The sequence below is a fragment of the uncultured Ruminococcus sp. genome (genome assembly GCA_902785355.1).
Classification (GTDB): Bacteria; Bacillota; Clostridia; order Oscillospirales; family Acutalibacteraceae; genus Ruminococcoides.
In genome coordinates this window covers 19386-33185 of sequence record CACZYF010000019.1, presented here as the reverse complement: position 1 = coordinate 33185, position 13800 = coordinate 19386, and the positions used below count along the sequence as shown (strand labels likewise).

At 53.6% G+C, this 13800-nt stretch carries 5 protein-coding genes; 3 read left to right on the top strand and 2 right to left on the bottom strand.

Features of this window, described 5'->3' with window-relative positions:
• Nucleotides 1-170: 170 nt before the first annotated feature.
• From R2I50_RS05975 to R2I50_RS05965, 3 genes are all read left to right on the top strand, one after another.
• Nucleotides 171-7700 (top strand): hypothetical protein, encoded by a 7530-nt coding sequence (locus tag R2I50_RS05975; RefSeq protein WP_316608248.1) that lies wholly within the window; start codon nt 171-173, stop codon nt 7698-7700.
• Between the two features lie 11 nt (nt 7701-7711).
• The gene (locus R2I50_RS05970) at nt 7712-7840 is read left to right on the top strand and encodes a hypothetical protein (protein WP_316608247.1); all 129 of its coding nucleotides are present in this window, start codon (nt 7712-7714) and stop codon (nt 7838-7840) included.
• Nucleotides 7841-8180: 340 nt separating this feature from the next.
• Nucleotides 8181-9863, top strand: coding sequence for a glycosyltransferase family 39 protein (locus R2I50_RS05965; RefSeq protein ID WP_316608246.1), 1683 nt, complete (start codon nt 8181-8183; stop codon nt 9861-9863).
• A gap of 330 nt (nt 9864-10193) precedes the next feature.
• On the opposite strand, the gene R2I50_RS05960 is transcribed toward R2I50_RS05965, so the two are convergent.
• Both R2I50_RS05960 and R2I50_RS05955 read right to left on the bottom strand, forming a co-directional pair.
• On the bottom strand, nt 10194-11981 hold the full coding sequence (locus R2I50_RS05960) for an ABC transporter ATP-binding protein (protein ID WP_316608245.1): 1788 nt from the start codon (nt 11979-11981) through the stop codon (nt 10194-10196).
• Nucleotides 11978-13735 (bottom strand): ABC transporter ATP-binding protein, encoded by a 1758-nt coding sequence (locus R2I50_RS05955; protein ID WP_316608244.1) that lies wholly within the window; start codon nt 13733-13735, stop codon nt 11978-11980. Before R2I50_RS05955 ends, R2I50_RS05960 begins: the two co-directional genes overlap by 4 nt.
• Nucleotides 13736-13800: the final 65 nt, after the last annotated feature.

Here is a 13800-nt window from a genome sequence, read left to right as displayed (position 1 = left end):
AGTGATGATCCTTTCGAATTGGTTCCGCAAACTCAATTCTACTACAGAATCGTCACTGTGGACTCTTTTATTGTTGCAACTTCATTTTACAATGCGCAATTTTATTGATTATTTGCTATAATTTAACAAATACGTGCATAATTATTTCTGCCGAATCCGGGGTGATATGAATGAAGATATTTAAAAAATCGGTTAGCCTGTTGTTGGCGATCGTCATGATCCTCAGCATGTTTACCATTATTCCGTTTGAGTTCAGTGCCGCGAGAGCAATCACGATCACGAAGCACCACTGGGACAGTGCGGCCGGCAAGGTCGTCAACGATCCCGAGGTCATCACGAGCTATACCGAGCTATCCAAGCGGTCGTCAAATAACCTGACGAGCGGCTACTATGTCGTCACGTCCGATACGATAGTTTCGGGGCGTCTGAACGTCGCGAACGGTCAGACGGTCGGACTGTACCTCGGCAACGGCGCCACCCTGACCTGCGATCAGGGCATCCGCGTCGAGAAGGAAGGTACGCTCGATATCTATGCCGCGTCAAAGACAAGCGGTAAGCTCTCGATCTATCTGAATCATAATTCCGGCGATACCTACCAGCCGTGTGCCGCGATCGGCTCGAACGACGGCGAGGACGCGGGTGAGATCACGATCCACGGCGGCACCCTCGACCTGAGGGGCGATTATAACAGCACTGCCGCGATCATCGGCGGTGGTCATAAGGGCGCTCCGAAGCATATCACCGTCTGGGACGGCTACATCACGTGCAAGAAGCAGAAATACTGTAACGGAGCAGGTATCGGCGGCGGCTATGAAGGCACGATGGCATGGGGCAGCGGCGAAGGTATCCGTATCTACGGAGGTACCATCAGGACCGACACCTCCAGCGGCGCGGGTATCGGCAGCGGCGCGGATAGCAGGTTTTTCGACTCATCCCTTAGTATCTTCGGCGGCGATATCCGGACAGTGGCGGTAAACGGCGCGGGCGTCGGCGGCGGCGCTCATTCCTACAGTCCGTCGGTCAACATCTACGGCGGCAAGGTCACCGCCATTTCCACCGGCAGCGATTTAGATGATTCCGGTGCAGGTATCGGCAGCGGTGAAGACGCGCGGAATTCCCGCCCGATCACGATCACCGGCGGTACGATCTTCGCCATCGGCGAATACGGCGCGGGCATCGGCGCAGGCGCGAGAAGAAACGCGAATACGATCGATATCTCGGGTACGGCGTCGGTCGTCGCCACCTCTACCGCGGGCGGCGCGGGTATCGGCGGCGGCAGAGAGGGCAACGCCGGTACCATCAACATCAAAGGTAAGGACGTCCATGTTTCCGCGATCTCCAAATCCTATAATTCCGGCGACCGCTTCGACGAGGATATCCAGGCTCAGATCGGCAGAACCAACTGGTATTCGGACGGAGAGAAATACTACGCTACGGGACTGCAGCTGATCAGCTGGTTTGCACAGCTGTTCGGCAAGACGGTTTCCGGCGCGGGTATCGGCGGCGGATACCAAGGCTCCGGCGGTACGATCAATATTACGGAGAACGCTTACGTATATGCTTCGAGCGGTAAGTACGCTGCGGCGATCGGCGGCGCGGATGAGCACAGCTTTAATACCATCAACATTTCCGGCAGTACGGTCATCGCTGAAGCCGGCGACTATGGCGCGGGTATCGGCAGTGGCGACGAGTCCGAGACCGGCGGCACCATCAATATCACGGACGGTGCTGACGTTACCGCGACAGGCGGCACCGACGCGGCGGGCATCGGTACGGGCAACGAGACCGACGCCAATTGCACCATCAAGATTTCAGACTCTACCGTAGTCGCTCACGGCGGGCGCTACGGCGCGGGTATCGGCGGCGGTGACGACGTCAGCGGCGGCGATATCACCATCGAGCGTTCGAATATTACAGCTGACAGCGCGACCGACGGCGCAGGTATCGGCGGCGGTGAGAGCGGCCACGGCGGCACCATCACCATCATTGATTCCACCGTCAAGGCGACCGGCGGCGGTTATGCCGCGGGCATCGGTGGCGGCGATGACGGCGACGGCGGCAATATCAAGCTCCAAGGCTCTACCGTGAATGCGTGGGGCGGCGTAGACGGCGCGGGCATCGGCGGCGGTGAGGACGGAAACGGCGGTCATATCGAGATCATCGATTCCGCGGTACACGCCTACGGCAGCGAGTACGGCTCCGGTATCGGCGGCGGCGAGGACGAGGGCGTCAGCTACGTCGGGATCTCCGGTCAAAGCACGGTCGAAGCGGTCGCGGGCGGCGACGGAAACTCGGTCGCGATCGGCAACGGCGATTACAACAGCTTCCTACACTCCCGCCCATCCTGCGGGACTCTCACGCTGTCCGATAATCTTCTCACCAAAGCGGGCTCCAAAGCGAGCAGCACTGCGGATTATTACAGTCAGAGCCGTTACAACGCGGTTCGCAACAATAAATACGCATTGGTCTATGCCTGCGGTCACGCGACCGCCGAGTGGATCCCTCTTGACGTCATGACGCATCAGCTGTATTGCGGCGTATGCGGCTGCACCTTCCCCGAATCGGCGGAGGCGCACGAATGGGACGTGAACAACGTCTGTATGAAATGCGGTCAGAACGCGGTGATGAAGAAGATGACCCTGATCGAGAGGAACGTTTACAATAGTGACGATTTCCCCACCGTGATCGAAGCGCCTGTTAATACGAAGGTCGTCCTTCCCGAAAGCAAGCGCGGCCCTGTCGGCTACGAGTTTGTATGCTGGCTGGAAGAGGGAGCGGATTATCAGAATGCGCGCTTCCCGTATGATGTGGTAGAGCTTTCCGACGACAAGACCTACCGCGCGCTGTATCTCCCGGTCGTGACGACGGCATATGTTGACGAAGCAGGTGAGAGAAAGAGCGTTTTGGCGAAGAGGCTCGACAGTGATCATTTGATCCTCGGCGACGGCTGGTATGTGGTGAGTCAGTCCTTTGACGCGAACACCACGATCGCGGTAATCGGCGACGCCCACCTGATCCTTGCTGACGGCGCGACGTTGAAGCCTATTCCGTACGACGGATTCCCGATCGATTACAGTATGAATAAATACTCCTCCCTGACGATCTACGGACAGTATTCACAGAGCGGTACGCTGGATCTCAGCTCCTGCAACAATCCCCCTCAGCTGAGGCACTTTGTACAGTACGGTGCGATCGTGAAGGGCGGCGCAGCGGATTTTGTCACGGATGAATCCATCAAGATCGCGCGGGGCACCTTTGATGTAAAGGGCGCCACCGCCTACGGTGTAGCGAATCTCCTCGGCGGGACGATCAAGATAGAGGAATTTTCCGCGATCAAGAGTATTGAGCTCGGCTGCAACACCTCCGACAGCTCGATCACCTTGAATCGAATCAATTATAAGAAGGATCAGTACAGCATCGATATTTCCGACGGTCAGACGCTGACGGACGGAACGGCTCTCTACACCGGTACGCTGACGGATGAACAGGTACAGACGGCTGAGCGTAAGAAGCTCGAGCTGTACGACTCGACCCATTATGATCTTACGGAATGGCTCTGGTCAGACGATCATACGCAGGCGACCGCGGTGTTCGAGCATCGGGAAAACGGCGATATCATCAAGGTCAGCGCAAAGGTCAGCTATAAGGATATCGATAAGAACAGGGTATCTACCGCTTCATGTGTTTTCGCCGGTAAGGAATACTCCGTGACCGAGACCTTCCGCCTGATCTTTGATATCAATATCGCGGATTGCGAGCACGGAACGGTCACCTCCTCCGCGGCATCGGCTAAGAGAGGCGAGCATATCGAGCTGACGACCGCTCCCGATGAGGGCTGCAAGCTGACGGCGCTGTATTATACCGATCAGAACGGCGTTAAGACCGTCATCGAAGACACTTCCTTTGAAATGCCGGAGAGCGATATCACCGTGACAGCGGTGTTCAGCGCTCTGCATGAGATAGAATACATCGACGAGGATGGCAACGTGCAGACGGCTCAGGCGGCTGAGCTGACTAATGGTATCCCCGAGCTGACTTCGGGCTGGTACTACGTTGAAAAGAAAGAGAGCAACGGACACAATATCGGTCAGCTCAGTATCACGAACAGTATCGACCTCAACGGCGACGTCAAGCTGATCCTTCGTGACGGCGCGATCATGAACATGAATCCTTATGAGCTCGGAAGCAGCGACCTGAAGACTGCCGGAGCGCTGACGGTCTACCGCGCTCCCGGAGAGACCGAGGGCATTATCAGGGGCTTGGGCATTTACGCCGGAAGCGTTGATATCGTCGGCGGAAAGATCGAGACGAACGTGTATGCGCGCTCTCTTGATGTGCTCGGCGGTACGTTGAAGACATCGTATATCTCTGTTGAGGATGAAGCGAATTTCTCCGGCGGTAACGTCAATTCCTCCCGCGACTACGGCGTGGCATTCAACTGCTTGGGAGATATCAATGTCACCGGTGGCAGCATGACGGTCAAGAGCAGTTCCGGCTCCCCGATCAATTGCAGTGGTGAGCTGGCGATCTCCGGCGGCGACACAGTATTGACCGGAACGATGGAGAACGAGAATACTGTCGTGACCGTCTCCGGCGGAAGCCTGACCTATAACGGCAGGCTCTACGGTAAGAATATTTCCATCGTCGGCGGCAGTACAACTGTAGACGGAACGCTCAGTTCTCCGAACGACGTCATCCTGGGTTGGACCGATCCGACCGACAGTATCACCGTTACATCGTATGAGGGAAACGGAAAGATCGTTTTCATCCGGGATATGACGGATGGGACGAACTCTTACAGCGGTACTTACGAAAGCAGCGACAAAGTTCGCTTCAACGAAAAAACGCTTACTCCCGATAAAGCCGGTACTGCGTGGGCGTTCCTGCAATCCCGTATCAATTACGCGACAAACGGCACGACGATCAAGCTGACGGAGAACGTCGAGGCGACGGATACCGATACGGCGCTCGTGATCCCCGAAGGCAAGAGCATTACTCTTGAACTGAACGGCTTCACCCTCGATCGCCGCAAGACCGCGGCTTCCGCCGACGGCAACGTCATCACCAATAACGGTACCCTGACGATCAGGGATTCGAGCATAGATGATTCCGGCGTCATCACAGGTGGTTATCATTCGACAGCCGGCGGCGGTATCGTCAACAACGGTACGCTGAATATCGAGGGCGGCGCGATCACCGGCAACCGCGCTTATGAGGGCGGCGGTATCGCGAACCCTTCCGGATCCGCGCTGAACCTCTACGGCGGCTCAGTTTCCTCCAACACCGCCTATCAATTCGGCGGCGCGGGTATTCTGAACAGCGGCGAGATGATGATGAGCGGCGGCACGATCTCGGATAATACGGTCGAGGACGTTAGCTACAACGGCGGCGGCATCTGGACGAACGGCACCCTGACCCTCAGTGGCGGTACGATCACCGGCAACAGGGCGGGCACAGGCGGCAACGGCGGCGGTATCTACTACACCGGCGGTACGCTGAATCTCTACGGATCGCCCGTCGTCAGCGGCAATACGGCTTCCGGTTCCGACAGCGATCTTTACATCAAGGGCGATCGCTTCGTTACCATCACGGATCAGCTCGGGTCCGACGCGCGTATCGGCTTGCGCAAGGATGCGCTCGATTCCTCCGCGCTTACCTCGGGACTGTCCGGTAAGGGCGACGTGAAGTCCTTCTTCAGCGATCACGAGGGCTATTCTGTTAGCAGAAATTCCGACGGCGAGGCGGTATTCAAGCTGGCGCACCGTATTCTAATAGATACGATCGAGCACGGTACGGTCACCCCGTCTGACAATACCGCATGCGAGGGCAATGAGGTCACCCTGACTGTCACGCCCGATGAGAGCTATATCATCAAAGCCGTGACGGTTGACGGTGAACAGCTCGTGCCTGTTAACGGTGTGTACAGCTTCATCATGCCCGACTCCGATGTGACTGTCGGCGCTGCGTTCAGCTATGTCGAGTACGTCGAGCGGGTCGAGCCGTATGTAGACGGCATAGGCGGCTATGTTTTCGGTACCGTAGAGCATTATGCGATCGACGGCAGGAACTACGCCGTGAACGAGGACGGGTCTATCGGTAGTGAACTGAGCTCCATCACGTTTTCTTACTTTGATGTGACAATCAAGCAATCCCCGATTAATCCCTTCAGTCGTGTTTACGGTATCGCGAGATATACCGGACCGGTTGAAAACCTCAGCGAACTTGTGATCCCCGCGAGCTATGAGAGTAATAGGATCAACTTTATCGGCGGCGACAGTCAAAGCACGAGCATCTTCAATGATCAGGCGACGCCTCCGTTCACCTTGGTGTTCAAGGGTTATCCCGAAGAGATCGGTGCGAACGCGTTCCGCAACGCGAACGTGACGAAGGTGATCGGCGACACGACCTACCTGAACAAGATCGGCAGCAATGCCTTTGCATCCTCTCAGGAGGGCAGCCCGCTGGATATCACCTTTGACCGCAGCGGTACGATCACGGTCGGCAACAACATCTTCGGCAACCGCAGCGTCACCATGCACCTGAAGCACAGCACGCAGTTCAGCAGTACTGATTTCGGTGCGCGGAGCATTACCTATGACTTCACCGACGCGCATACCTACGGCGATCCTGTTTGGAATTGGTCGAAGGACAATACCTCCGCTACCGCGACATTTACCTGTACCGATGAAAGGTGCAACCATGAAGAAACCGTGGAAGCGACGATCACCAAAGGCGTAGCAGACGGCAAAAATGTTTTGCTCGCAACCGTTGATTTCGGCGGCAGGACCTATACCGATTCAAAACCGTTCGACTACTTTGTTTATCACAGCTTATCGCTCAACGGCGACATCGGCGTGAACTTTTATCTGAATCTTGCCGACGAAGAACTCGCCGAGGGCGTTCGTGTTGATTTTGTTTGGAACGGAAAGAGTGAGTCTGTCACATTTGACAGTGAGAGCGAAAAGGACACAAAAACCGGCTGCTATAAGGCAACCTGCAATGTCTGTGCCGCTGAAATGAACGACGAGATCGCGGCGAGCATCACCATCGGCGGCGCTTCTGAGCCAATCGCTGCCGAGACCTACAAGGTGAGGGATTATGCCGACGTCATCTTAGCGAATCAGGACAACAAGTTCTCCGACGAGCTCATCGTGCTGGTCAAGACCATGCTCAACTACGGTGCAAGCGCTCAGGAACAGTTTACCCATAACACAGACGCTCCGGCTAACCATGATGTGGATCATGACCTGATTCCTTTGAGTGACAACGAGATCGATTCCATCTCATCGGATGTTCCGGAAAAGGATACCATAAACGCGATGCTTGAGGGCAAGGGGATCGAGTATTACGGCTACAGCCTGATCTTGAAGACCGAAACTACCCTGCGTTTCTACTTCAAGAAGAACGGCGCCGATACCTCCGCTTTATCTTTGATTAACAGCGACGGCATAAACGTCGGAGAGGTCAAGGATTACGACGACGAGTATTGCTATATCGAGGTCACGGATATCCCCGCGTCGAAGCTCGGCGAAAATTATGAGCTGAAATACGGTGATGTTTCTCTCGGCAGCTTCTCGGCATTCTCTTATGTCAAGGACGTTTTACAGAATGACGGCGGCGCTCAGCCCATCACCGACACCGTGACGGCACTGTATCGCTATAACGAAGCGGCGATCGTATATTTTAACAGCTTCGCGTAAGGAGGTCAGTCATGAAGAAAGAACGATATGAGCGCATCGAGCTCGAAATATTTGAATTCCAGACAGAGGACGTCATCGTGACCTCGGGAGGATTCCCCAAGGAAGGAGATAACGAATTACCGATCAGAGGGGATCGCTGACAACTTCCTGAAAAAAATAAAACATAATATGACAAAAAGCTGTCCTTTTCTCAGGACAGCTTTTTCAGTCTTACCGAAGAAATAATGTTTGACGGTAAAAGAAAATTGCTCGTAATTTTTCTGATTCTTAAAGAACTATGCAATGCTTCGTATATCTAAAGCCTCTTCTGAAACAAACGTCTGCAAAAGAGTATATTGCTTATACAGAGTGTCGAATCCGAACCGGGTGGACAACGATGATATATACGGCTCGTCTTTCTCCGACGGGGATAATTGACATGTATTCCTACTTTTGATAAAATACTATCATTAAAATGCTTTGGATCTGTGTGGTGAAACTATGGTTTATTTCAATTATATTGCAACGGGCTTGATAGCAGTCTTTATCTTGATCGCGGCATTGGTGAAAAAGCGCAGACCGCTTTCGGAGCGCTTCACCCGCCTGATCGAGAGCCGCCGCTTCGAGCTGATCTTCGTCGCCGTCCTTCTGCTCGGCGCCGCCGCCTTGAGGTTGATCGGGCTTTCCGAGCTGCCTGCGGGCATGAATCAGGACGAGGCGAGCATCGGCTATGATTCGTGGGCTATCGCGAATTACGGCGTGGACAGAAACGGATATCATAACCCCGTCTATCCCGTCGCGTGGGGCGCGGGTCACGGTCCGTTCTATATGTACGCCGCCTCGCTGTTTATCAAATTATTCGGCAACAGCCTCTTTGTCTACCGCCTGCCGCAGGCGCTGCTCGGCGTGCTTTCCGTGTTTGTCCTGTATCTTTTGCTGAAAAAGACGACGGATCGCTTCACCGCGTATATCGGCGCTCTGCTGCTCTGCGTCTCTCCGTGGCATATCATCAGCTCGCGTTGGGGACTGGACGCTAACCCCGCTCCGTTTCTGATACTGTTCGGCTTGTACTTCTTCGTCAAGGGCTGTCAGGACAAAAAGACATGGTCTTACGCTTTGTCGGCGGCGCTGTTCTCTTTGTCGCTGTATAGCTACGCCTCTACCTATATCGTCGTGCCCATCATGCTGATCATACTGGTGGTATATGCTTTGGTAAGGCGTTATCTCACTGTAAAGCAGCTTGTTATCAGCGGCGTCGTATGTATCGTGATCGCCGTCCCTCTGGCGATGTTCTGGGTCGTCAACCTGTTCAAGCTGCCCGAGATCCATACCGCCTTGTTCAGCGTACCGCGTCTTACGGCGCTGAGATCGAACTCGGTGTTCCTGCCCTTCGATCAGGAGTTCTTCGGCAATGTGCTCAAGAACATCCGCAGCCTGTTCTCTCTGCTGTTCTCATACTCTGTCAGAGAGCTGCATAATATTATAGACGGCTTCAACATCATCTACGTGTTTACCTTCCCTCTGTTCCTGTTGGGCGGCTTTCTGTCATTCAAGCGCGCGATCAAGCTGAAATCGGATCGTTTCGATTTTGCAATGTGCGCATGGTTTGTTGCCGCCTTCATTTTCTCGCTGATCGTTCGACAGAACATCAACCGCATCAATGTCCTTTTCATACCGGTCATCTATTTTGTAGCGGTAGGTATCAGATTCTTAGCCGACCGACAGCGGGAGCTGTGCGCCGTTGTGCTGTGTCTGATCATGGCGGGCTCGGGCTTGTTCGTAAAGTCTTACTTTGGCCCCGAGTACAGACAGCAGATAGGGGTGCAGTTCATGCACGGCTTCGGCGAGGCGGCGCAGTATGCCGATTCGCTTGACAGAAACACCGTCTATTGCGCCGACCGTTATACCGACAGAAGAGTGAACGGCGGATATCTTCTTTTGATGTATTACTGCAAGGTCGATCCCACGCGCTTCAACAGTACCGTGCAGTATTACAATAACGACGCTGAGTTCCGCTTCGCGAAGAGCTTTGACAGGTATAACTTCGTTCTTCCTCAGGATATGACGGCGGACGAGTATCAGGACGATGTATTCATTCTTCCGAGCGATTACGCGAACCGATTCGATTTACGGTATGATATAAAGCAATTTGATAACTTCATTGTTGTCAGCAGATCACGTTAAAAAAATAAGAGGCTGTGAAAAAACAAGCAGTTGTCATTGTGAGGAGCGATCGACGCGGCAATTCCCCAAGGTTATATCTTGGCTTTGTAGGAATGCCGCGGGGAACCCTCAGGCTCGCAATGACTGCGTTTTTTCACAGCCTCTTTGCTGTTTAAGAAAGAAGTATTATGTTTTATTATTTATAAATAGGTATTATGCTTTGCTTTTAGATAACGCCGGTGCCGCTTCCTCTTTCTCTTTGAACAACAGCCGGAAGGACGGATATATTGCAGACGATTGTTATGGCGATCAGGTGTGAGTCAGCATAGGATTTTGCAAGTCTTCCTGATATCAGTTGAACTGAGAGTTGTATATCTCGCTGTAGAGTCCGCCGAGCTCCATCAAAGAATCATGGTTACCGGTCTCTACGATATTACCGTCCTTCATAACAAAGATCAGGTCGGCGTTCTTGATGGTAGAGAGTCTGTGAGCGATAACAAAGCTCGTTCTGCCGCTGGTCAGAGAATCCATCGCTTTCTGGATCAGGATCTCGGTTCTGGTATCGACGTTACTGGTCGCTTCGTCGAGGATCAGCATCGGCGCATTCTCGGTCATCGCTCTCGCGATGGTAACGAGCTGTTTCTGACCTGCGGAGAGTGCGCTCTCCTTCTGGATCTCGGTGTCAAGACCCTGCGGCAGGGTAGAAACATAGTGAGCGAGGTTGGTCTCCTCGAGGATCTCCCGGAGTCTGTTCTCGTCTACGTTCTTGAGGTTGTAGACGATGTTCTCTCTGAGCGTACCGTTGATGACCCAGGTCTCCTGCAGGATCATACCGAAGATTTCGCGGAGCTCATGACGGGACATATCCTTGATGGACACGCCGTCAACCAGGATATCGCCGCTGGTGATCTCATAGAAGCGCATCAGCAGGTTGACCAGCGTGGTCTTACCCGCGCCGGTGGGACCGATGATGGCGACCTTCATACCGGGCTTGATCTTACCGGAGAAGTTGGTGATGGTAAGCTTCTTGGGATCGTAGCCGAAGCATACATCCTTGAATTCGACCTCGCCGCGGATGTGGTCGTGGTCGAGAAGCTGTTTCTTGTCGCCCTCGTCGGGAAGCTCTTCCTGCTCGAGGAAGGTGAATACACGGTTGCAGGCAGCGGTACCGAGCTGGATGGTCGAGCTCGCCTGACCGATCTGTGCCAGAGGCTCCTGGAACAGCGATACATAGATGATGAAGCCGGTGATGATACCGATATCGGAGATAGCGCCGTTCGCGAACAGCAGACCCGCAACGATCAGGACCGCCGCGTAGGTCAGGTAGGATACGAACTGCATCGCAGGCTCGATCAGGGTACCGATCGCCTGAGACTTGTACAGGATGGTACCAAAGAGGTCGTTTTTCTTCTTGAATTCCTCAACCTTCTTGTCCTCCGCGTTGAACGCCTTGATGACGAGCTGACCGGAGTAGTTCTCTTCGACGGTCGCGTTGACGTCGCCGAGGAGCTTCTGGTTCTTATCGAACAGCGGCAGGGCGAATTTGAAGGTGAGTGAGATGATGATCAGCATGATCGGGAGCGAGCATACGACGACGAGCGCCATCTGCCAGCAGGCGAGGAACATCGCGACGAATACGCCGACCAGCATAACGCCGGACTGAACCAGCATACCTACGGAGTTCTGCAGGGAGGTGCTGAGGATATCGACGTCGTTGGTGATAACGGAGAGGATATCACCGGTCTGAGTCGTATCAAAGTAATCCAGAGGCATCTTGTTGATCTTCGAGGAGATCTGCTTTCTCAGATCCTTGGAGAATCTCTGGATGATGGTGTTGAGGATGAAAGCGGAGATGAAGCCGCCGAGGAAGGCGACGCCGATGTAGATGACAAGGATCACGGCGTAATGGAGCACGTTATCCATGTTGACTACGAAGTTACCGGCAACCGCTTCTTTACCGACCGGAGAGATCTCGTTGGTCAGGTTACGGATCATACCCGGGGTCAGGATCGTGAAGACGACCGAGGTGATCAGCAGGATGATCGAGATAATGAAAGGAGCATAATAGCTTTTGAATGATCTTACAAGACTACCCAGCTTGTTCTTTTCTTTAGCAGGAGCATTTACGTTTGTACTCATAATCCTAACTCCTCCTTACTAAGCTGTGATAATGCAATCTCCTGATAAACAGGACAATTTCTGACAAGGTCATAGTGCTTGCCGATACCGACCATCTTACCGTTATCCAGTACGACGATCTGGTCTGCGTCCATAATGGTACCGACGCGCTGTGCGATGATGACTCTTGTGGTATCGGGGAGCTGCTCCGCGATGCGGCCTCTGACCGTCTTGTCGGTCTTATAGTCGAGCGCCGAGAAGGAGTCGTCGAAGATCAGGATCTCGGGCTTGGTAGCGACCGCTCTCGCAATACAGAGTCTCTGCTTCTGACCGCCGGAGAAGTTCGAGCCTCCCTGAGCTACAGAAGAATCATACTCGTTTCTCTTCTTCATAACAAATTCGTCGGCGTCGGCGATCTTAGCTGCCCATCTGACGTCTTCGAGCGTCATTTCAGGATCCTTGAACGCGATGTTCTCCTTGATATTTCCCTTGAAGAGGAAGCCTCTCTGCGGTGCGTAACCGATACGGTCTCTCAGATCCTTCTGGAGAACGTTCTTGACGTTAACGCCGTCGACGAGTACTTCGCCTCGTGTACAGTCAGCCATACGCGGGATCATGTTGATGATCGTGGTCTTGCCGCTGCCGGTAGCGCCGATGAAGGCGATGGTCTCGCCGCGCTTGACCTTGAAGCTGATATCGGAAACCGCTTCTTTATCCGAACCGGGATAAGCGAAGCCGACGTTTTTGAATTCGATGGTGCCCTCTTCCTTGAAAGCAACGGGAGCGGTGGGATCCAGAACGGATACCTCATGCGTGATGACCTCATGGATACGCTTTGCGCTGACGGAAGCTCTCGGCCAGATAACGATCAGGGTGACCATCAGGACGAAGGACATGATGATCTGGCTGGCGAGCATAACGAATGCGTTCGTCGCGCTGAAGGACTGCTTAGCGGCTTCCATATCCATGCCGTTGAGGACATAAGCGCTCGCCCACAGGATGGACAGGGAGAGTCCCGTCATGACCATCATAACAAAAGGTGTGAAGAAGGACAGTACTCTGCCCGCGAAGATCTGAACCTTGGTGAAGGCAGCGTTGACCTTCTCAAACTTGTTTTCCTGATAAGACTCGGCGTTGAACGCTCTTACGACTCTGACGCCGGTCAGGTTCTCTCTGGAAGCGACGTTGAGCATATCGGTCAGCTTCTGAATGACCTTGTACTTAGGCGTCAGCATCATCAGCAGGATAATAACGACAAGGACGAGCAGAACCAGCCATACGGCGGTGACGATCGTCAGGGAGGTGTTAGCATACTGCAGCAGCAGGATGACGGACCATACCATGACAACAGGCGCCAGGAAAGCGGTCTTTAAGAATGTGAGCCACGCAAGATGGACATTCTGCATGTCGTTGGTGGTTCTGGTGATCAGAGATTCGGTAGAGAAAGAAGCGAAGTCCGAGATAGCGAACTCGTTGACTCTCTCATACATCTTCTGTCTGATACCGGTAACGGTATTGGCGGCTGCGGAGCTGGCTACGAATCGGATGATGACCTCGATCGCCGCCATCAGAATAGCGCAGATGACCATATACAGGCCATACCACCAGATCTCGGCTACACCGTTCTGACGGCTGTTCTGTACAGCGCCGGTCAGCAGACTGATGTAGCTGACGATTTGCATCATGAAGAACACTTCACCGAGCGTCAGCAGAAAAATCGCAATGACTGATACCCAGTTTTTTGCCTTCATGTTTTTGAAGAGTAATTTGAACATGACATCCCCTCTTTAAAAAAATTTTGTGCATATATCAACGGCAGTTCTGCCGCAAATATCTGATT